25 protein-coding genes are annotated in these 20,293 nt (G+C 62.4%); 15 read left to right on the top strand and 10 right to left on the bottom strand.

Going from position 1 to position 20,293, the window contains the following annotated elements; genetic code table 11:
- Window positions 1-107: 107 nt before the first annotated feature.
- The 5 genes from FJ548_RS26195 (at window position 108) to FJ548_RS30865 (ending at window position 4,360) form a co-directional block, all read left to right on the top strand.
- Window positions 108-626 carry an RNA polymerase sigma factor gene (locus FJ548_RS26195; RefSeq protein WP_140612811.1) on the top strand — a complete coding sequence of 173 codons (519 nt, stop codon included), beginning with the start codon at window positions 108-110 and terminating at the stop codon, window positions 624-626.
- Window positions 623-1,414 (top strand): anti-sigma factor, encoded by a 792-nt coding sequence (locus tag FJ548_RS26190; protein ID WP_140612812.1) that lies wholly within the window; start codon window positions 623-625, stop codon window positions 1,412-1,414. Before FJ548_RS26195 ends, FJ548_RS26190 begins: the two co-directional genes overlap by 4 nt.
- 207 nt (window positions 1,415-1,621) lie before the next feature.
- Window positions 1,622-2,728, top strand: a complete 1,107-nt coding sequence (locus FJ548_RS26185; RefSeq protein WP_140612813.1) for a peptidase C39 family protein — start codon at window positions 1,622-1,624, stop codon at window positions 2,726-2,728.
- Window positions 2,725-4,188 (top strand): RimK family protein, encoded by a 1,464-nt coding sequence (locus FJ548_RS26180; protein ID WP_140612814.1) that lies wholly within the window; start codon window positions 2,725-2,727, stop codon window positions 4,186-4,188. Before FJ548_RS26185 ends, FJ548_RS26180 begins: the two co-directional genes overlap by 4 nt.
- Window positions 4,189-4,225: 37 nt before the next feature.
- Window positions 4,226-4,360 (top strand): DUF3303 family protein, encoded by a 135-nt coding sequence (locus FJ548_RS30865; protein ID WP_348640948.1) that lies wholly within the window; start codon window positions 4,226-4,228, stop codon window positions 4,358-4,360.
- 18 nt (window positions 4,361-4,378) lie between these two features.
- Here the strand turns inward: FJ548_RS30865 and FJ548_RS26170 are convergent, their stop codons facing one another.
- Window positions 4,379-5,296, bottom strand: a complete 918-nt coding sequence (locus tag FJ548_RS26170) for a LysR substrate-binding domain-containing protein (RefSeq protein ID WP_140612815.1) — start codon at window positions 5,294-5,296, stop codon at window positions 4,379-4,381.
- 113 nt (window positions 5,297-5,409) lie between these two features.
- On the opposite strand from FJ548_RS26170, the gene FJ548_RS26165 reads away from it, so the two are divergent.
- Window positions 5,410-6,300, top strand: coding sequence for a fatty acid desaturase family protein (locus FJ548_RS26165; RefSeq protein ID WP_140698127.1), 891 nt, complete (start codon window positions 5,410-5,412; stop codon window positions 6,298-6,300).
- A gap of 16 nt (window positions 6,301-6,316) precedes the next feature.
- Here FJ548_RS26165 and FJ548_RS26160 read toward each other — a convergent pair whose 3' ends face one another.
- The 3 genes from FJ548_RS26160 to FJ548_RS26150 form a co-directional block, all read right to left on the bottom strand.
- Complete coding sequence (locus FJ548_RS26160) at window positions 6,317-8,458, bottom strand: EAL domain-containing protein (RefSeq protein WP_140698124.1); 2,142 nt, start codon at window positions 8,456-8,458, stop codon at window positions 6,317-6,319.
- A 65-nt stretch (window positions 8,459-8,523) separates the two neighbouring features.
- Complete coding sequence (locus tag FJ548_RS26155; RefSeq protein WP_140612818.1) at window positions 8,524-9,159, bottom strand: HD family hydrolase; 636 nt, start codon at window positions 9,157-9,159, stop codon at window positions 8,524-8,526.
- Window positions 9,159-10,019 carry a folate-binding protein YgfZ gene (locus tag FJ548_RS26150; RefSeq protein ID WP_140698171.1) on the bottom strand — a complete coding sequence of 287 codons (861 nt, stop codon included), beginning with the start codon at window positions 10,017-10,019 and terminating at the stop codon, window positions 9,159-9,161. The genes FJ548_RS26155 and FJ548_RS26150 overlap by 1 nt, the downstream gene beginning before the upstream one ends.
- Window positions 10,020-10,101: 82 nt before the next feature.
- On the opposite strand from FJ548_RS26150, the gene FJ548_RS26145 reads away from it, so the two are divergent.
- Window positions 10,102-11,433 (top strand): dihydroorotase, encoded by a 1,332-nt coding sequence (locus FJ548_RS26145; protein WP_140612819.1) that lies wholly within the window; start codon window positions 10,102-10,104, stop codon window positions 11,431-11,433.
- Between the two features lie 85 nt (window positions 11,434-11,518).
- Window positions 11,519-11,716: a hypothetical protein gene (locus FJ548_RS26140; protein ID WP_181165740.1), complete on the top strand. Its 198-nt coding sequence runs from the start codon at window positions 11,519-11,521 to the stop codon at window positions 11,714-11,716.
- 130 nt (window positions 11,717-11,846) lie between these two features.
- Here FJ548_RS26140 and FJ548_RS26135 read toward each other — a convergent pair whose 3' ends face one another.
- The 4 genes from FJ548_RS26135 to FJ548_RS26120 form a co-directional block, all read right to left on the bottom strand.
- Window positions 11,847-12,632, bottom strand: coding sequence for a hypothetical protein (locus FJ548_RS26135; RefSeq protein WP_181165739.1), 786 nt, complete (start codon window positions 12,630-12,632; stop codon window positions 11,847-11,849).
- Window positions 12,633-12,701: 69 nt separating this feature from the next.
- Window positions 12,702-12,959 carry a hypothetical protein gene (locus tag FJ548_RS26130; protein WP_140612821.1) on the bottom strand — a complete coding sequence of 86 codons (258 nt, stop codon included), beginning with the start codon at window positions 12,957-12,959 and terminating at the stop codon, window positions 12,702-12,704.
- Window positions 12,960-13,409: 450 nt separating this feature from the next.
- Window positions 13,410-13,787 carry a TIGR02301 family protein gene (locus FJ548_RS26125; protein WP_140612822.1) on the bottom strand — a complete coding sequence of 126 codons (378 nt, stop codon included), beginning with the start codon at window positions 13,785-13,787 and terminating at the stop codon, window positions 13,410-13,412.
- Between the two features lie 62 nt (window positions 13,788-13,849).
- The gene (locus FJ548_RS26120) at window positions 13,850-14,284 is read right to left on the bottom strand and encodes an NUDIX hydrolase (RefSeq protein ID WP_140612823.1); all 435 of its coding nucleotides are present in this window, start codon (window positions 14,282-14,284) and stop codon (window positions 13,850-13,852) included.
- A gap of 128 nt (window positions 14,285-14,412) precedes the next feature.
- Between FJ548_RS26120 and FJ548_RS26115 the strand changes: the two genes are divergently transcribed.
- Window positions 14,413-15,174 (top strand): SOS response-associated peptidase, encoded by a 762-nt coding sequence (locus tag FJ548_RS26115; protein ID WP_140612824.1) that lies wholly within the window; start codon window positions 14,413-14,415, stop codon window positions 15,172-15,174.
- A gap of 80 nt (window positions 15,175-15,254) precedes the next feature.
- On the opposite strand, the gene FJ548_RS26110 is transcribed toward FJ548_RS26115, so the two are convergent.
- Window positions 15,255-15,410, bottom strand: coding sequence for a hypothetical protein (locus FJ548_RS26110; RefSeq protein WP_140612825.1), 156 nt, complete (start codon window positions 15,408-15,410; stop codon window positions 15,255-15,257).
- A 111-nt stretch (window positions 15,411-15,521) separates the two neighbouring features.
- On the bottom strand, window positions 15,522-15,662 hold the full coding sequence (locus FJ548_RS30050) for a hypothetical protein (RefSeq protein WP_181165741.1): 141 nt from the start codon (window positions 15,660-15,662) through the stop codon (window positions 15,522-15,524).
- 166 nt (window positions 15,663-15,828) lie between these two features.
- Between FJ548_RS30050 and cysS the strand changes: the two genes are divergently transcribed.
- The 6 genes from cysS (at window position 15,829) to pip (ending at window position 20,272) form a co-directional block, all read left to right on the top strand.
- The gene (gene cysS / locus FJ548_RS26105) at window positions 15,829-17,277 is read left to right on the top strand and encodes a cysteine--tRNA ligase (RefSeq protein WP_140779394.1); all 1,449 of its coding nucleotides are present in this window, start codon (window positions 15,829-15,831) and stop codon (window positions 17,275-17,277) included.
- A 274-nt stretch (window positions 17,278-17,551) separates the two neighbouring features.
- Entirely contained in the window at window positions 17,552-17,956 is a 405-nt protein-coding gene (locus FJ548_RS26100) for an endonuclease domain-containing protein (protein WP_140779393.1), read from the top strand.
- A complete protein-coding gene (locus FJ548_RS26095) occupies window positions 17,953-18,339 on the top strand; it encodes a VOC family protein (protein ID WP_140779392.1) in 387 nt (128 codons plus the stop codon). Before FJ548_RS26100 ends, FJ548_RS26095 begins: the two co-directional genes overlap by 4 nt.
- A gap of 6 nt (window positions 18,340-18,345) precedes the next feature.
- Complete coding sequence (locus FJ548_RS26090) at window positions 18,346-18,837, top strand: GFA family protein (RefSeq protein WP_140612829.1); 492 nt, start codon at window positions 18,346-18,348, stop codon at window positions 18,835-18,837.
- Entirely contained in the window at window positions 18,834-19,310 is a 477-nt protein-coding gene (locus tag FJ548_RS26085) for a GFA family protein (protein ID WP_140779391.1), read from the top strand. The genes FJ548_RS26090 and FJ548_RS26085 overlap by 4 nt, the downstream gene beginning before the upstream one ends.
- The gene (gene pip / locus FJ548_RS26080) at window positions 19,307-20,272 is read left to right on the top strand and encodes a prolyl aminopeptidase (protein WP_140779390.1); all 966 of its coding nucleotides are present in this window, start codon (window positions 19,307-19,309) and stop codon (window positions 20,270-20,272) included. Before FJ548_RS26085 ends, pip begins: the two co-directional genes overlap by 4 nt.
- Window positions 20,273-20,293 lie beyond the last annotated feature (21 nt).

The following is a 20,293-nucleotide window of genomic DNA, read 5'->3' as shown; positions in this document are numbered from 1 at the left end:
TTGCTTGGGTGACCGGGGCGGCGGACCGCTTCGCGCTGGCCGCTTGCGCCACGCCGGGAAGGCGCGTTCAATCGAGATCAATAAGGGCGAGCTCAGAACCAGCGGTCATGGACGAAAAGAAGGCAGCAATCCTTGGCGAAATACCGCGCCTGCGCCGTTATGCACGCTCGCTTTTGCGCGACCGCGATGCTGCCGACGACCTCGTTCAGGACTGCCTCGAGCGCGCACTGCTGCGGCTCGACAACTGGCAGACAGGAGAAAGCCCCAGGAGGTGGCTGTTTACGATCATGCATCATTTGTTCATCGACCAGATGCGCAAGGTGAATCGCCGCGGCGAAGCGGCGATGCTGCCGCTGGAGGCGGGCGAGACGGTAGCCCAACCGGCCGAGCAATTGGACGGCATCGCCTCACGCGAGATCATCGACGCATTGCAGGCGATCAGCCCCGATCGCCGCGCGGCCCTTGTCATGGTTGCCATTGAAGGCTTCTCCTACGCCGAAGCCGCCAACATTCTGGGCGTGCCCGCTGGTACGCTGATGTCACGCATTGCGCGCGGGCGTGAGGAACTGCGTGGGTTGCTGGACGACACGGCACGCCGCCGCGCGATAAGGATCGTCGAGAAATGATCCGCCGCGATTTTTCCGAACGTGACATCCACATGGCGCTCGACGGCGAACTGCCAGCCGATGAGCGTGTCACCTATGAAGCCTGGCTCGAGGCCAATCCTGAGATGAAGGCCAGGAGCGCCCGCTTCACCGCCGACCGGGAGGCATTGCGCGCCGCCCTTGCCGGCGTGCTGGATGAGGCCGTACCAGTGCGATTGCGCAAGGTCGTGCTCGGCGAAACGCCGGTCAAGGCAGAGGCGCCACGTTCACGCTGGTGGCTTGGCGCGGCCGCGGCCGTGCTTCTGGCTGCGGGTGGAATTGGCGGCTACGTCGCCGGCATTGGCGGCATCGGGCAGGAGGATCCGGCGGAAGACCGGCTCGCCGAACAGGCGATTGCCGCCCACGTCATCTACGCGGCCGAGAAGCGGCACGCGGTGGAAGTGCCGGCCAGCGACAAGGATCATTTGCAGACCTGGCTGTCCAACCGGGTCGGCCTGAAACTGGTGGCACCGGACCTGACCGCGAACGGTTTTCAACTGATCGGCGGTCGGCTGCTGCCGGCCGGCGAAAGCAAGGCCGCGATGCTGCTTTACGAGGACGACAAGGGAGAGCGCATATCCCTGTTCGTGACGGCGGAATCGGCGGAAAATGCCACGGGCACCTATGCTTCGGCGCAGGCGGGTCCGCAGGCCATCTACTGGCTGGACAAGGGCTATGGCTGCGCCGTCGTTGGCTCGCTGCCGCGTGACCAATTGGCAGTGGTGGCAAAGAGCGCTTATGGCCAGCTTCTGGCAGGTCTCGCAAGCTGAGTTGGCGGCTATTTTCGCAGCCGGCGGAGCCTCGAGACAGCGATCCTGTTCAAAGCCAGGCCGCTTCCATGCCGTCGAGGAAACTGTCACAATTCGGCCCTAATCAGGGAGCGATAGCGCTTCATGAATACCGGCGCTTCGGCCGGTGTTTGCGACGCCTTTGACCGGGGCCGGTTCCGCAACCCAATCGAGGTTTTCTCAAGTCGCATGCCTGCCGATATCCGCACGGCCCGCGCGTCTGACGTCGATGATCTCGCCGCCATCGAGAAAGCCGTTTTCTCGAGCGATCGCATTTCGCGACGCTCTTTTCGTCTGTTCATCGAGCGTGAGACCGCCGAGACTCTGGTCGCCGAAGTCGACGGCCGCGTCGCCGGCTATGCGATCGTGCTGTTTCGCAAGGGCAGTGGCGTGGCGCGGCTCTATTCCATAGCTGTCGGCCCGTTTTTCGGCGCGCTCGGCATCGGGCGCCAGCTGTTGTCGTCGGCGGAGGAGGCGGCCTTCGAGCACGATCGTATGATGCTGCGTCTCGAAGTGCGCGAGGATAACGGCCGTGCCATCCGCATCTACGAGCTTGCCGGCTACCGCAAGATTGGCCGGGAGCCTGGCTACTACGAGGACGGCGCCACCGCGCTTCGCTATGAAAAGACCTTGCGCGGCGACCTTGCGGTCGCCACCCGGGTGCCATTCTACCAACAGACCTGCGAATTCACCTGCGGCCCCTGTTGCCTGATGATGGCCATGGCCAATTTCGACCGCGGTTTCGTGCCCGATCCGGTGATGGAAATCCGCCTCTGGCGCGAGGCGACGACTGTCTTCATGATGTCTGGGCCGGGCGGCTGCGAACCGTTCGGCCTGGCTGTCTCGGGGTACGAAAGCGGGCTCGCCGCGGAAATCTTCGTTTCCTTCTACGGCGCGCTGTTCCTGCAGTCGGTGCGCAGCGAGGAAAAGCGCCGGGTAATGGAACTGGCGCAGGTCGACTTTCGCCGCCGCGCGGAACTTTACGGCATCCCGGTGAATTACCGCTCGTTCACCATCGATGACATCAGAACCGCGATCGCCGCGGGAAAGCTGGTGCTGGTGCTGATCAGCGGCTTCCTGATGTTCGGCAAGAAGGTGCCGCACTGGGTGCTGGCCATCGGCGATGACGGCGATCATATTCTGATCCACGATCCCTGGGTCGAGGACGAAAGGCAGGAAACCATCCTTGATGCCGCCAATATTCCCGTGCCCTACGGCATCTTCATGAACATGGCGCAGTTCGGCCGCGACGGACTGCGCGCCGCCATCACTCTGGGGAAGCGCGACACACAATGACCTGGGTCATCCTTACCGGCAGGCAGAGCGACCTCGACCAGGTGGCGACACCGCACAAGATCATCACCAACCGCGACTATCTTGCACATCCGGCGCTGTTCCGGGGCCAGCGGCCGAAGGTCATCAACCTGTCGAACAACTACGGCTACCAGAGCCGCGGCTATTATGCCTCGCTGCTGGCGAGCTCGCGCGGTCACAAGGTCATCCCGACCGTCGAGACGATGATCGACCTGTCGGAGCGCAAGCTCTATGAGCATGCGCTGCCGGAACTGGAGCTGGCGCTCAACAAATGCCGCAAGGATCTCGGCGGCGCCTTTCCGGCGAAGGTGTGCATCTTCTTCGGCATCGGGCCCTCCAAGGTGTGGGACCGTTTCGCCAAGCTGTTGTTCGACTGGTTCAGGGCGCCGGCGCTCGAAGTCCATATCAAGGACAGCGCCGAATGGGCCTCGATCCGCAAGATCGGCTTCCATCCGCTGGCGCGGATGACCGAGGAGGAAGAGGCGCACTTCATCCAGTGCCTGGAGACCTACACCAACCGCGAGTGGCGCGACACCAAGGGCCGCACGCCGGCGCGCTACACCTTCGCCACGCTGGTCGATCCGCATGAGGAATTGCCCCCGTCGGAAATCTCGTCGCTGCGCTACTGGGCCAAGATCGCCGAGAAGATGGGGGTCGAAATCGAGCCCATCACCAGGAAGGATCTCGCCAAGCTCGCGAATTACGACGCGCTGTTCATCCGCGAGACCACCTCGATCTCAAACCACACCTATCGTTTCGCCCGCCGCGCCCAGCAGGAAGGCATGCCGGTCATTGATGATCCGCTGTCGATGATCCGCTGTACCAACAAGGTCTATCTCAACGAGTTGATGTCCTACAACAAGGTGCCGGTGCCGCCGACGGTGATGATCGCCGGCGCTTCGGATCTCGAGCTTGCGGCGCAGACGTTGGGGTTCCCGCTGGTGCTGAAGATCCCGGATTCGTCCTTCTCGCGTGGCGTCAAGAAATGCGCCAGCTTCGAGGAGCTGAAGACGCTTGCAACCGAATGGCTGGAGGATTCCGACCTCCTCATCGCGCAGAAATTCATCCCGACCGAATATGACTGGCGCGTTGGCGTGCTCGGCGGTCAGCCATTGTTTGCCGTGCACTATCTGATGGCCAAGAAGCACTGGCAGATCGTCAACCACAAGGCCAATGGCAAGCCGGACCAGGGCGGGATCAAGACCTTCACGCTGAAGGAGACGCCGGCCCATGTCGTCGAGACGGCGGTGAAGGCAGCGCGCTGCATCGGCGACGGCCTCTACGGCGTCGACCTCAAGGAGACCAAGGACGGCGTCTTCGTCATCGAGGTCAACGACAATCCCAACCTCGACCATGGCTGGGAGGATTCGGGCGAGAAGGACGAGGTCTGGGTCCGGCTGACGCAATGGTTCCTGGAGCGGCTCGATCGGCCGGGACGATAATTCGCCGGGGGGAACATGCAGTTCATCGTGATCGAGGATTTCACCGGCCGCGACCGCAGGGACATCTACCGTCGCTTCCGCGACCGGGGAATGGGCTGACCTCGTCGAGTTCGAGATCGTCCCGGTGGCCACCAGCAAGGACATGGTGGCGGCGCTGAGCGGGCACCTTTGACCATCGCTGTATGTCGGGTCAACAGAGCGTCGGCGAGCCCACTGCACGCCGGCATTCATTGATCAGCCAATCGCGAAACGCCACCACGACATCGCGCCTTGCGCTCCGCTCCGGGATCGTCAGGCAATAGGATTGGCGCAATGCAATCGCCCTTTCGGCGGGCCGCATCAACCTGCCGTCCTCCACCGCCTCGGCGCAGTAGACTCCTTGCGCCAGTGCCACGCCCAGCCCCGAAATGGCGAGGTCGAGAGCTGCGCGCGACGAGTTGGCCGACAAGCCGCGCTGCGCCGCCCGGCCTGGTTCGACACCGGCCGCCTCGAACCAGTTGCGCCAGGACGGAAATGACGCGCCCGTCGGTCCCCAGTCGGTGTGGATCAGCGGCAGCCCGGCGAGCGCATCGCCATCCGCCTTGATCATGCCGGAAAGCTGTGGCGCGCAGACGGGATAGACGGCGTCCCGGACGATCTCTTCGGTCGAGTGCTCGCGATAATGCGGACCGTAGGAGAGCCGGATGTCGATCAGCTCACGGTCGAACGGCACCGGGTCGTCATCGCCGCGAAGCGATATATCGGCGGCGCCATAGCTTGCGACGAAGCCCGCGAGACGCTGCGAAAGCCAGCCCATCGCCATGGACGGCGGCACCGAGACCACCAAGCGCGGGCGGAAAGCATCGCCGCTCAGTTCGCGCGAGACACTGCCGATTTCCTGGAAGGCCATGGTCAGCCGTGGCAGCATTTCGACGCCTGCCTCGCTGAGGACAACTCTACGGTTGACCCGATGAAACAGCTTGCGGCCCATCTGCTCCTCGACGGTGCGGATAAGCTGGCTGATGGCGGCGGCCGAGACGGAAAGCTCTTCCGCCGCCGCGGCGAAGCTGCCGGTACGCGCCGCGGCCTCGAAAGCCTGAAGTCCTTTTAGGGATGGAAGTGCGACCATGACCGGCAGATAGATAAGTTAAGCTTATCAAAATTGCAGAAATCGTTGTTTTTGGGAAGGTTTTTTAGCGACTAGAGTGGGCCTCATCAAATCTCCAGCCTGGATCGAGGCCAATGGACCACCGTGACATAATTGCATCCTTGACCCCGGAAGAGCGCAATCGCCTGACGGCCAAGTCGGACGTCGCGGGTCTCGTCCAGCTCGGCGCTCACTGGGGCGCGATTGTGGTCATTGGGTTGCTGATTGCGGCCAAGGTACCATTCTGGCCGCTGCTGATGCTGCCGCAAGGCCTCCTCATCGTGTTCCTGTTTACGCTGCTACACGAGACGGTTCATCGCACGGCCTTCGAGTCTCAGTGGCTGAACGATGCCGTGGCCCGGCTGTGCAGCCTGGCGCTCGCGCTGCCGGCCGACTGGTTCCGCTACTTCCATTTCGCCCATCACCGCTTCACCCAGGATCCGGAAAATGATCCGGAACTGGCCTTTCCCAAACCGGAAACGCTGCGGCAGTACCTCGTCCATGTTTCCGGCATCCCGGTGTGGTGGGGCCATCTCAAGACCCTTCATGCCAATGCGATGGGTAAATGCCGGGATAGTTACGTGCCGCCGAAAGGCCGGCCCAAGGTGCGGGCCGAGGCGCGCGCCATGATTGCCTTCTACGCCGTGGTCATTCTGCTCGCCGTGTATTTCCGGCTCACCGCGCTTCTCCATGTCTGGATCATCCCCGCTTTGCTCGGTCAGCCATTCCTTCGGCTCTATCTCTTGGCCGAGCACGGCCGCTGTCCGTTCGTTGCCAACATGCTGGAAAACACCAGGACGACGCTGACCAACTGGGCAGTGCGCAAGCTGGCCTGGAACATGCCCTTTCACGCCGAGCATCATGCCTATCCCGGTGTGCCGTTTCATCAACTGCCGCGGTTCCATGCTCTGATCGAGCGGCACCTCAAGGTCGTCGAGCCCGGCTATGTCAGCTTCCATGAGAAATACCTAGAAACACTGAGTTGACCTTGTACGGATGCGATCAGCCGGTTTGGCTGTGCAGCGCACGCGATTTCAGCAGACGACGGATGGCCGCCGCCTTTGCGGGCACGCCAATCAAATACCCCTGCGCCTCGACACAGCCGTTCTCGCGCAGCATGTCGAGTTGCACCTCGGTCTCGACGCCCTCTGCCGTGACAACAATGCCAAGCTCGGTGCCGAGCGCGATGATGGTGCGAACGATCGCCGCCGTATCGCGATTGCCCATGTCGCGAATGAAAGAGCGGTCGATCTTGATCTTGTCGACCGGGAAACGCCTGAGGTAGCCGAGCGAGGAATAGCCGGTGCCGAAATCATCGAGCGCGATGCGGATGCCGAGTTCGCGCAACTGCCGTAGCGTCTTCAGCACGGCTTTGCTCTCATCCATCAGCACGGTTTCGGTGATTTCCAGTTCCAACTGGCTGGCCGGCACCTCGGAAAAGGCCAGGGCCGAGATGACGCCGCGGGCAAACCCGCCGCTTTTGAGCTGCACGGCCGAGACATTCACGGCAATGCGCAAGCCGGGAGGCCAGCTTGCCGCCGCCGCACAGGCCGTCCTCAATGCCCACTCGCCAAGCGGCACGATCAGTCCGGTTTCCTCCGCGACCGGGATGAATTGATCCGGAGCGACAGTGCCGCGCGCCGGCGAACGCCAGCGCATCAACGCCTCCGCGCCGATGATGTCGCCGGAGGCGATGTTCATGATAGGCTGAAAGTCGAGATCGAATTCCTGGCGTGGCAGCGCGGTCTCGAGGTCGACTTCAAGCGCCCGGCGGGCTTGCACCATGGCGTCCATTCCGGGTTCGAAGAAGCGATAAAGGTTGCGCCCCTCGCTCTTCGCCCGATAGAGCGCCGTATCGGCGTTTTTCAGCAGCGTATCGGCGTCCCTGCCGTCGTCGGGGAAAACGGCGATGCCCAGGCTGATCCCGACATGCATGTCCCGGCCCCTGTCGCGAAACGGTTTTGCGATTGTCTCGACGATGCGCTTCGCCAGTTTTTCAGCATCGGCGATGTCCTTGAAATTGAACTGCATGACGACGAACTCGTCGCCCCCGAAGCGGGCGACTATGTCTGTTTCATTGCGCAGGCAACCCTGCAGCCTCTCGGCGACGCTTTTCAGCAGCCAGTCGCCGGCGGGATGTCCCCATGTATCGTTGACCGCCTTGAAGCGGTCGAGATCGAGCGAGAAGATCGCCAGCGGCGTGGCCGTCACGTCCTCGAGCGCCAGGTCGAGCCGTTCGCGAAACATCGAGCGGTTGGGCAGTCCGGTCAGCGTGTCGTGATGCGCAAGATGGGTCATGCGCTCTTCGGTACGGCGGCGTTCGGTAACGTCGTCGAAGGTCGCCACCCAGCCGCCGCCGCTCATCGGCTGGCGTGTGACCAGAATCGTCCTGCCGTCGGTAAGATGCCGATAGGCCGAATGCTTTTTCCCTGCCCGCCGGCAGGCTTCGGTCTTAGCGACCTCGCTGTCGACGTCGATCTTCGTGTAGATGCCGAGTTCCAGCAATCGTTCCAGCGCGTCGCGATGCGTCGTTCCAAGTGGGAAGTCCGCCGCGGTGACGTTGTAGAGTTCCAGGAAACGCCCGTTACGCACGATCAGCTTGCCGGCGGCGTCGTACATCATCAAGCCCTGCGACATGTTGGCGAGTGCGGCGTCGAAACGGCGATGCTGCTCCTTGAGGTCCTGCTCGGCGCGCCGCTGTTCGGTGATGTCCTCATAGATCGAGACCCAGCCGCCCGGGGTCAGCGGGCGGTGCGAGATGCTGATGATGCGGCCATCCGACAGCGTCTCTTCGTAAATCGAGGGTTTTGCCTGGTCGATATAGGGCTTGCGGATGGCGTAGAGTTCATCGGCACTTTGCGAGGCGACGCCGATCTCGACGCTGTGCCGCAAGATGTCGATGAAACGGATTCCCGGCCGCATCAGCTTGGCGTCGAGACGGAAGATGTTGATGTAGTTGCCGTTGCAGATGATCATGCGCTCATCGGCATCGAACATGCACAGGCCATGCGACATGTTCTCGACCGCGGCTGAAAAACGTTCGTTCTGTTCGCGCAGTTCGTCTTCCATGCGGCGCGAGCGCTCCACGCCTTCGGTTGCCCGCTCCGGGACGGCCGAACCTTCCTTGACATCCACGACGGGCATGTGGCGCGCCTGCGGTGCGTGATCGAACTCCGCACTGTTGTCCGTTCCGGTTAATTTAGCGTTTTCTACCCTACCGCTGACGTCGGAACCTGGTGCCGCGATCTATCGAGCGCCGAAAACCGCTTCAGGAAGGCATTCTGCGCCGAGGTCACCGAGCGCGGCGTGAAATCGAAGCGCTCGGCGGAAAAACCGCGCGGGCGACCGAAGAATTCGGCCGCCTCGGCGGAGGAGAAACCAGCGAGCAGTGTCGCCTCGAAATAGGCGGCGATCTGGTCCGCGCGCTTGATCTCCTTGCGCAGCGCCGCCGCCGGTTCAGGAGGCAGCGAGAAGCGCAGATGGATGGCGCGCTGCAGACGCAATTCGCAGTCCTTGTAGCTGCCGCCCATCACCGATTTGAACGGTGAGATCATGTCACCGATGACATATTCAGGCGCATCGTGCAGCAGCGCCGCCAGCCGGTCGGCGGCCGAAGCCTGGGGTACCAGCTCGTTGAACAGGGCCTCGACCAACAGCGAATGCTGGGCGACCGAAAAGGCATGCTCCCCCCTGGTCTGGCCATTCCAGCGGGCGACACGGGCGAGCCCGTGGGCAATATCCGAAATCTCTATGTCGAGCGGCGAGGGGTCGAGCAGGTCGAGCCGGCGGCCGGACAGCATGCGCTGCCAGGCGCGTGGCGGCGCGCCGGTGCGGTCTGCCGCCATCAGGCTTCCTCCGCGCTGACGGCTTCCTGCGGGAAGGTGAAGTTGGCCCAGCCGGGGATGGTCAGCGTCACTGGGACATCATCCGCCAGGATCGGCTGGCCAACATCCATCGCTGCCTTGACCCTGTCGATGCGGGCGATGGCAAGCCCCGTTGTGCCGGCACTCGAGCCGAGCGTGCCGACGGGCCGTCCTTCGACGGTCAGTTCGGTGCCCGCAACTGGCAGCAGAAGCCTGCCCTCGACAATCAGCACACGCCGCCTGGCCGTGCCGCGATGTTGCATGCGCGAGACGACTTCCTGGCCTATATAGCAGCCCTTCTTGAAGCCGACGCCGCCCAGTTCGTCGAGCAGCACGTCATGCGGGAAGGCCTCGCCCAACACATAATCGGCGCCGCTTTCGGCAATGCCGTGGGCGGTGCGAAAGGCTTGCCATGCGGCGATGTCGCCGGTTTCCGCAGCGTCGGCATAGGAGCGCGTGACGGGTTCATCGCGAAAGCGCCTGTCGGCAACTGCTGTTGAATCATTTTGTGAAGCGATTGACTCCATTCCCCAGACAAGAGTGACAAGCGCCTGTTCCAGCTTGGCAATTTCGACCTTGGCGCGGAGCTTGTAGAGTATCAGCCGGCGAACGAAATCATCTGAAATGGCGGCACGGCATTCGAGCCGGAAGGCGTTTTCGCCGGCGCGCGAGATCAGGAAGTCGAACAGGATCTTGCCTTGCGGCGCCAGAAGCGCGCCGGGCTTAGCTTCGCCGTTGCCAAGCGTGTCGAGATCGGTGGTCAGGATATTTTGCAGAAAGTGTTCGGCATCCGGGCCGGAGACGGTGATGAGCGCGCGGTCTTTCAGCAGGGCAAAGGGCATGGTGCGGATATAAGCCTGATCTTGCAAAACGGTTGGCCATTACGTAAGCCGCTGGCACTCCCCCCGCAAGAGATCGATCAGCATGGCCAATACCTACGACCTCATCCTGACAGGCGGCATCGTGGTCAACCATGACGGCGAGGGGGCACGTGACATCGGCGTGAAGAATGGGCGCATCGCCGCCATCGGCGATCTCCGCCAGGCTTCGGCGGGCGAGACCATCGACTGCCGGGGCCTGCACATCCTGCCGGGCGTCATCGACAGCCAGGTGCATTTTCGTGAACCCGGACTGGAGCACAAGGAGGACCTGGAAACGGGCTCACGCGCGGCGGTGCTTGGCGGTGTCACCGCCGTGTTCGAAATGCCCAACACCAACCCGTTGACCACCAGCGATACAACGCTTGCCGACAAGGTCCGGCGCGGCAGTGGCCGCATGCATTGCGATTTTGCGTTTTGGGTCGGCGGCACCCGCGACAACGCCAGGGATGTCGGCGAGCTCGAGCGGTTGCCGGGCGCGGCCGGAATAAAGGTCTTCATGGGGTCGTCCACCGGCGATCTGCTGGTCGAGGACGACGAAGGTGTCGCCTCGATCCTGAGGAATACCCGCCGCCGGGCCGCCTTTCATTCGGAGGACGAGTTCCGGCTGCGTGAGCGGCTGGGCTTACGCATCGAGGGCGACCCGTCTTCGCATCCGGTCTGGCGCGACGAGATCGCCGCCTTGCGCTGCACCGAACGGCTGGTGCGCATCGCGCGCAACGTTCGAGCCCGCATCCACGTCCTGCATATCTCGACCGCGGAGGAAATATTGTTCCTTGAGCAGCACAAGGACGTCGCGACCTGCGAGGCGACGCCGCACCATTTGACGCTGAGTGCCGACGACTATACCCGGCTCGGCACGCTGATCCAGATGAACCCGCCGGTACGTGCCGCGCGCCACCGCGACGGTGTCTGGCACGGAATCGCACAAGGCATTGTCGACGTGCTCGGCTCCGACCACGCCCCGCATACGCTTGCCGAGAAGGCAAAACCCTATCCGGCCTCGCCCTCGGGGATGACCGGCGTGCAGACCCTGGTGCCGATCATGCTCGACCACGTCAATGCTGGGCGCCTGACCCTGCAGCGCTTCGTCGATCTCTCGAGCCATGGTCCGCAGCGAATCTTCGGCATGGCCGGAAAGGGGCGCATCGCCGCCGGCTACGATGCCGACTTCACCATCGTGGACATGAAGCGGCGCGAGACCATCACCAATGCGCAGGCCGGTTCGAAGGCCGGCTGGACGCCTTATGACGGCAAGCAAGTCACCGGTTGGCCCGTCGGCACCGTCATTCGCGGCCGACGCGTCATGTGGGAAGGCGAAATCGCTACGCCCGGCCAAGGCAGGGCGGTGGAGTTTTCCGAGGCGCTGCCGGTTTAGGTCAACCGTCGGCGCTGCGTCACGTCTCTGATTTTTAAGCGTTCTGCACTATATCAGGGACATTGTGATCGCACATATCACGCCTATGATCGATCCGGCCGGGTTCCCAGAGCTGCAAGCGCTCTTGTGGAGCCGGGATCCTGCACGCCCGATCCCTGCCGAGGAAGCATTTGCGTTGTACGAGCGCAATTGGCGCTTTGTCGATCAAACCCGGCTTACGGCGCGCGAAAAGCTGCTTATCCAGAATCTCGCCAACGAATTCGGTCACGGCATCCTTTTTTAACTGCCGGCCAAGATTCCGCCATCACCGAAAGAACCTGCCGGCCCACTCAAACAATAGCGCCCACGGCCTGTATGAGCGAACTGGCTCCTGAACTTCGCACCAATCTTCCCACAAACAGACGGGGTCAAACTCAGTCCCCAGCGACGAAGAAGGACCATTGTCCGGCGGGCGTGATGCCGACCCGATAGAAGATATAGGCGCCGAACTGCTTCATGTCGTCGAAATCACCGGCGGTGACGATCTTGAACAGCTCGACCCGTTGCTTGGCGTCGAGCTTGTCCAGCGGCAGCGCGAAGAAGTAGGGCCAGACATAGAGTTCCTGCGGCGTCCCGGCGTCGACATGGACATAACCGGCACTGAGCACTTCCTCCAGAATGGCCAGGATCTCCTGGCCATCCGGGTCGCCCGAGAGCCCTTTCAGGAAGGCGACGGCATCGCCATCGATGTCGGTCAGCGAGAGCTGGGTCATGCTGTCGCCCTTGCCGATCATGGGCCTCAGCGTCTCGATGTCGCCGCTCTTGCAGGCTTCGATGATCAAGTCATGCATGCGCCGTACCGGCTCGGGCAGCTTGCCGAGGTCGTAGACCACCTCCGGCGGGGGCGCCTCGGGATCGACACGCGGCCTGTTGGAGCCGCTGTCGGCAGGGCTGTCGGGCTCTGCCGCGTCCGGTTCGGCCGGCTGCCTGGTCGAAGGCGTTCCCACCGGGTCGGGCATTGGAATGGCACTGCCGGGCGGTGAGACATCGTCGTCCGCCGATGGTATGACCGGCGAGGGGAGCTCCTCGTGCTGGATTTCGCTCAATGCATGGGCAGGGCTGCTTGCGAGGCACATCAACAGGGGGATGGCGGCGCAGCAAGCAGCAAAGCGGATGTGGAGGACCAAGCCCTTCGGCCTGCCTGACACCGGAAAATTCACTGCCCGCATCTCCTGCTCACGGGCATGGTGCCCGAACGGAACTCCATCGTCAAAGAACCGGACGTCGGTTCAGTGCCGCAGCCGCTCGGGTTCGAAGGCGCCAGCAATGACCTTTTCACGCACGCGGTCGAGCAGGGCAAGCGCCGATGTCTCGCCGTTGGCGCGCAGCATCTCACCGAATGCGGTCTCAAGCGCCGCCTCGGCAATGATCTCGGGCTCGATGCCGGCCGAAAGGCCTTCCGCCCAGGCTTCGCTGTGGCTCTCAACCGCCGTCAGGCGCTTTTCTTCCCTGACCAGCGCGTCAATGTCATTGGCAGCATGTTCCATAAGCGATGTCCACCCTTTCAAGCGGCAACCCATCAGTGTGGATCAGGCTTGATCTGTTCTGTTCACACGCGGCCTCGAATAAGTCTCTGTAAATACGACATTTTTTTGATCGTCTTTGACAGGGGCCAACTGTGTCTGGCGAAGCTGCGTTTCAACCCGTATCAAACTTAGCCGATTAGGCCGGCCTGCGGGGCGAAAACCTTCAGTTTGAGTTAATTCCGCATCCGTGCGGTAACGTTTAATTAACGCTGTTGCACAAGTGCAACATCAGGATTGCACCAAGACATTGATGGCACAAGACGGATATGGCTGTCGTCGCCCGCAGCGGCGAGAATATCTGTTGATGGACGTCCAGACTGCCTTATCGACTCAAGCAGCAGCCGCAGAACCGATACCTTTGCTTCACGCAATTCCAGATTGAATGCGTTCCAGGTCTTCCTGCCGGTGTCACTAGTTGCCATAGCGCGAGGCGATGTCGCGCGACAGCGTCTCGCCTTCTTTCATGTAGCGGCTGATGGCTTCCGTGGCTGACGTTGTACACCGTGTATAAGTGCCCCCGAAGGAGCGATAGCCGCGGTTGAAGCTGGCGATGAAGCGGGCGCGCCGCTCGGCATCCGGGTTCTCCGAATCGATCAGCTTCTGCATCTCGACACGCCATTGGTCGCCCTTCTCGCCGCACAAATTGCGCAGGAAATGCAGTGATCCCAGGATTTCGGCCAGCCGCATCAATCCGGGCTCGAACGGCGCCTCGGCACTCGACGCAGGCCGCGCCGCCAGTGTCATGCCGACGGCGAGGCACAAAGCGACGAGAAATGGAGAGCGGCTCATAAATCTATGTGACTAAACAATTTGTCGCCTGCAAGGCGTTTCCAGAACAACTCTTGAGGTTTTCAGCGACTTTCAGAGGAGCTGTCGGAACGGCCGAGCAACTCCTGCGCGACCATAAGCACCGAACCGGCGAGCGGCAGCGCCGCCATCTCGCGGAGGGTGTAGAAGGCGGCTGTCTCGGCATCGTCACTAGCCACTGCCTCGCCGCCGGCATAGGCGGCGCCGAAGACGGTGAGGCGATAGTCGACCGGGTGCCTGTCGTCTCTGCCGTCGATATGGATTTCCCGAAGCGGGCGAAAACCAGCGGCATGCAAACCAGTCTCCTCCATGAGTTCGCGCCGAGCCGCATCCTCCAGTGTCTCGCCAGCCTCGACCTTGCCGCCCGGAAAGGCATACAGCCCCTGGGAAGGCTGCCTTGCCCGCTTCACCAGCAGCACGGTGTCGTTGCGCACCACGGCGACCGAGACTGCCGGCAGCGTCTTTCGTGTATCGTTCATGGCCCCTGACCGTTCGATTGCCCGCAGCCCGCTGTGGACGGCCGCCATGAGACAGCTTTAGCGGTTGCAGTGCGGCTATTCCATCGCCACTTTCTGGCTGAACCGTTCCAAGGCAGGAGCTATCGATCATGTGCGGACGTTTTGCCTTGACTGCGACGCCGGACCAGACCGCTGCCTTTCTGGGCATGACGGAGCTCGAGGATTTTCCGGTGCGCTACAACATCGCGCCGACTCAGCCGGTCCTGATGGCGACCGCCGGCGCGCCGAGGGCGCCGGGCTCCAACTTGCCGGACCGCCGCCCGATGCTGGTGCGCTGGGGGCTCATTCCCGCCTGGGTCAAGGACACCAGGGAGTTTCCGCTGCTGTTCAACGCGCGCTCGGAAGGGGCAATCGAGAAGGCCTCGTTCAAGGCCGCCATGCGCCACCGCCGCGCCTTGGTGCCGGCGTCCGGCTTTTATGAATGGCGGCAAACAGGCGGCAAGAAGGGGCAGCCTTACTGGATACGGCCCCGGCATGGCGGGTTGGTCGCCTTTGCCGGTTTGATCGAAACCTATGCCGAGCCCGGTGGTTCGGAGATGGACACCGGCGCGATCCTGACCGTCAACGCCAATGCCGACATCGCCCATATCCATGACCGGATGCCGGTGGTGATCGATATCTCTGACTTTGCCCGCTGGCTGGATTGTCGCACGCAGGAGCCGCGCGACGTTACCGATCTCTTGCGGCCGGTTCAGCCAGATTTCTTCGAGGCAATTCCCGTCTCCGACCTCGTCAACAAGGTCGCCAACACCGGACCGGAGATACAGGTGAGGGGCGAGATCGGGCCGGTGCCCGAGAAGGCTAGGCGCCAGAAGCCCGGCGCTGATGACAGTCAGATGACGCTATTTTAGCCCAAGCTGCTTGAAGCTCAGCCGTGGCGCCCGTATTCCGGCGCCAATTCCCAGGCGCCTTTTGCGCCGGCCGCACCGCTTCAGGCAGCGCGAGGCGATACGATCTTCTGCGCGGGCTTCTTCTTCTTCGCGGTGTGAAGAAGGGCGGCGACGATCGCGGCCGGACCGATTGCGCGATAGTGATTGGCAAGTGCTGGTTGCTTGGCGCGGTTGGCGTCTTGCTTGCTTCGAGGCATGTTTCTCTTCCCAGGTAACGTTTTCGTGTTTGCGTTTGACCGTTGAAATCCGACCAAATCGTGACGCTTGGTGATCTAGCCGGGGAATGTTTCATGACTGTGCCGACAGGTTTAATAAAATGTTTCACTGCCTGATTCCGCGTGATCGAGCGACGCGATAGTCAGTCTTGGCGACGTTTTTCCTGGCATCAGCGGCTTGACGGCAACACTGGTCAAGGCGATAAAGCCGCCCATGAAAACGTCTTTCGCCATTTGTGGCATTTGCATTATTGGCTAGCCTCGTGCTGGTCCGGACGTTTTCGCCTCATCTTTCCCTAGATTGGACAAACGCCCCGGCCAGCAGGCTGGAGCCTGATTTGCGCCTTGGCGCGGGGCTGGCTCCAGCCAGACAAGAAGTTCTGAACCGGGAAAGCATGGAATGTCGGACGCATTTAAGGGCCTGCGCCTCTACAACACGCTGACGCGCACGAAGACGGACTTCGTTCCGATCGATGCGCTGAATGTGCGCATGTATGTCTGCGGCCCGACCGTCTACGATTTCGCTCATATCGGCAATGCCAGGCCGGTCATCGTCTTCGACGTGCTGTTCCGTCTGCTGCGCCATGTTTACGGGCAGGCGCATGTCACCTATGTGCGCAACATCACCGACGTCGACGACAAGATCAACGCGCGTGCGCTGCGCGATTTCGGCGGCGAGATTGCAGCCGGAAAATTGTCGCTCAACGAAGCCATCCGCCGGGTGACCGAAAAGACCGCCGACCAGTTCCACAGGGATGTCGCCACGCTCGGCTGCCTGGAGCCGACAGTCGAACCGCGCGCCACCGAATTCGTCGAGCCCCGCGCTGACGGCAAGGCAGACATGATCACCTTGATTCAAAGCCTGATCAAACGCGGCCATGCCTATGTCGCGGCAGGCGAAGTGCTGTTCGACACGGCGTCGATGCCGGACTATGGGCAATTGTCGAAGCGCAATCTCGACGAGCAGCAGGCCGGCGCCCGCATCGCCGTCGACGCGCACAAGAAGAACCCCGGCGATTTCGTGCTGTGGAAACTGTCGACCCAGGAAGAGCCGGGCTGGGAAAGCCCGTGGGGCAGGGGGCGGCCGGGCTGGCACATCGAATGCTCGGCAATGTCGGCCGCCTATCTCGGCGAGGTCTTCGACATCCATGGCGGCGGCCTCGATCTGATCTTTCCCCATCATGAGAACGAGATCGCCCAGTCGCGCTGCGCCCATGGCACCGATGTCATGGCCAACATCTGGATGCACAATGGCTTCCTGCAGGTGGAAGGGCAGAAGATGTCGAAGAGCCTCGGCAATTTCTACTCGATTCATGAATTGCTTGAGACCGAGACCTTTGGCGGTCGCTCATGGCCGGGCGAGGTTCTGCGGCTGGCGATGCTGATGACGCATTACCGCGAGCCGATCGATTTCTCCGTGCGCAAGCTGGAAGAGGCGGAGAATACTTTGCGTAAATGGAAACGTGCGGCAGACCTGGCCCCGGCGGCCGGCGATTTGCCGACAAAGGTCGTGGAAGCACTCTCGGATGATCTGGCCACCTATGCCGCCTTCCAGCATTTGACCCTGCTTGCGAACGAGGCCGCCGAATTCGACGGCAAGGGTGAGAACCCCGCCGCTGCTTCGCTGAAGGCAGCCCTTCTCTTCCTCGGCTTCGACGTCGGCGCAGCCAAGGTCGACGAGGCTGCAGTCAACAAGGCGATCGCCAGGCGCCTGGAATTGATTGCCGCCAAGAACTGGGCCGAAGCCGACCGCATCCGCGACGACCTTTTAGCGCAAGGTGTCCAGCTGAAGGACGGCAAGGATCCGGCCACCGGCGAACGCGTGACGACATGGGAGGTCAAGCGGTGAGGGGGGCGATGCCCAGGCAGTTGGCGAAAGCGCCGATGCCAGCCAATCTCCCCCCTTGCGGGGGAGATGTCCGGCAGGACAGAGGGGGGTGGGAAGGATCGCCGACGCTTCGGTTTGCCCACTTTGGTGATGACTATTCGCTGGAAGCAAGCCGTCCTCCAGTTGACAGGATAGCGGGGCAGCACCCCCCTCTGCCCTGCCGGGCATCTCCCCCGCAAGGGGGGAGATCGGCTGTAATTTCGGCTTTCGCTAATCGCCAGTGTAGGGGTGATTGATGGGACACGACCTTGTCCCGACGCGCCACCGCAAGAACGCAAAATCCATGCGTCACGTCATGACCGACGCCGAGCTGAAGCTTTGGAACGAGTTGCGCGCTCATCGGCTGATGGGATTGAGCTTTCGTCGGCAGGTGCCCATCGGGCCTTACATTGTTGATTTCGCTTGTTCAGCAAAGTGCTTGATCGTCGAGGTCGATGGCAGCCAGCATGCAAATGTCGACCACGCGGAACGCGATGAGGCGCGGTCCACCTACCTGAAGCGCAGCGGCTGGACCATCCTGCGTTTCTGGAACGACGACGTCATCCGCAATATCGACAATGTCTGCCAGCACATCGTCATCGCCGCAGGCCTGGGCAACGCCGAAGCGCCGGCACCAGCAAGGGAGGAGGCATTTCCATGATCGATCATCTCAGCATCACCGTTGCCGATTTCGACGCTTCGAAGGCTTTCTACGACAAGGCAATGGCGCCGCTTGGCGCCTCTCTGCTCTATATGGTGCCGTTGGAATACACGGGTGGCGCCAAGGTCGGCGGCTATGGCCGCGACCGGCCGGTGTTCTGGCTGAGTGCCGGAACGGAAAAGCCAAAGTCCACGCAGCACGTCGCCTTCACCGCGCGCAGCCGTGCCGAAGTCAACGCCTTTCATGCCGCGGCGGTTGCCGCCGGCGGCAAGGACAATGGCGCGCCGGGCCTGCGTTCGCACTATCATCCCAATTACTATGGCGCCTTCGTCTTCGATCCTGACGGCAACAATGTCGAGGCGGTCTGCCATGATCCGGAGTGAGATGCGATGAGCCTCGACAACCGGCCGGTCTATACGGGCGGCTGCCAGTGCGGTGCGGTGCGCTTCTGCGTCGAGGGCGCGCTTGGCGACGCCTCGATCTGCCACTGCCGCATGTGCCAGAAGGCGAGCGGCAATTTCTACCTGCCGCTGGTCTCGGTGCGCGGCGCCAAGGTCGACTGGACACGCGGTGAGCCCAAGCGCTTCCGCTCCTCCAACGCCGTCTGGCGCGGCTTCTGCGGCGAATGCGGCACGCCGCTGACCTTCGAGGCGCCCGACGGCATGGCGCTCGCCATCGCCGCCTTCGACGATCCGGCTGATATCGCGCCGATCATCCAATGGGGCACGGAGGCAAAGTTGCCTTATGTGGATTCTATTCCGCAATTGCCGGGCGAGGACACGATGGCTGACGTGGGGTCGGCCCCCTATCTCGCCGAGCTCGTCTCCTACCAGCATCCCGACCACGACACCGACCAATGGCCGCCGGAGGAAAGACCATGACCGAGACCGTTCGAACTGGTGGTTGCCAATGCGGGGCCGTGCGCTTCCGCATCCACGGCAGGCTCGGACGCCCGTCCATCTGCCATTGCCGCATGTGCCAGAAACAGTTCGGCAATTTCTTCGGTGCGCTGGTGACCGTGCCGAAGGACGGCGTCGAATGGACCCATGAGGAGCCGCATTATTTCCAGTCCTCGGTCAATATCGACCGAGGATTCTGCGCCCGCTGCGGCACGCCGCTGACCTACCGCCAGCCCGGCGGGCTCGAGATTGCCATCGGCGCTTTCGACGACCGATCGGATTTGGCGCCGCAGATTCAGGTCAACTATGCGGCCCGGCTTCCCTGGGTGGAAAAAATCTTCGAGGCGCCGGTCCACGACGATCCCGACTATTACGCACGGCAGGAGCAGATCATCTCCTTCCAGCACCCCGATCACGAAACGGCCAACTGGCCGCAGCAGGGCCTGAAACTATGACAATTGCCACCGGTTCTCTGCGCACGCTCTATCCCGAGATCGAGCCATTCGAGTCAGGCATGCTCGATGTCGGTGACGGCCACACCATCTATTGGGAGCGCTGCGGCACCAGGGGCGCAAAGCCCGCTGTGTTCCTGCATGGCGGCCCGGGCGGCACCATCTCGCCGAAACATCGGCGGCTGTTCGATCCAAAGCTCTACGACGTCATCCTGTTTGACCAGCGCGGCTGCGGAAAATCGACGCCGAACGCCTCGCTTGAAGCCAACACCACCTGGCATCTCGTCGCCGACATCGAACGCCTGCGCCACATGGCCGGCTTCGACAAATGGCTGGTGTTCGGTGGCTCCTGGGGCTCGACGCTGGCGCTCGCCTATGCCGAGACCCACCCCGATCGGGTCAGCGAGCTGGTGGTGCGCGGCATCTACACGCTGACCCGGGCAGAACTCGAATGGTACTATCAGTTCGGCGTCTCCGAGATGTTTCCCGACAAGTGGGAGCGCTTCCTGGCACCGATCCCCGAGGCCGAGCGCGGCGACATGATGGCGGCCTACCGCAAAAGGCTGGTCGGTTCGGACCGCAAGGCACAGATAGAGGCCGCTCGCGCTTGGAGCCTGTGGGAAGGCGAGACGATCACGCTGCTGCCGGAGCCCGAAACCAGCGGTCCGTTCGGGCAGGACGACTACGCCGTTGCCTTCGCCCGTATCGAGAACCACTATTTCGTCCATGCCGGCTGGCTGGAAGAGGGGCAGCTCCTGCGCGACGCGCACAAGCTCAAGGACATCCCCGGTACAATTGTCCATGGCCGCTACGACATGCCGTGCCCGGCGCGCTACGCCTGGGCGCTGCACAAGGCCTGGCCCAAGGCGGATTTCCAACTCGTCGAGGGCGCCGGCCACGCCTATTCGGAGCCGGGGATACTCGACCAGTTGATCCGGGCCACGGATCGGTTTGCGGGGAAATAACCGTGCAGGTTCATGTCCTAT

Source organism: Mesorhizobium sp. B2-4-17 (assembly GCF_006441275.1).
Lineage (GTDB): Bacteria > Pseudomonadota > Alphaproteobacteria > Rhizobiales > Rhizobiaceae > Mesorhizobium.
Note: the sequence above shows the minus strand (reverse complement) of the source record. Positions and strands in the feature narration are given on the sequence as shown.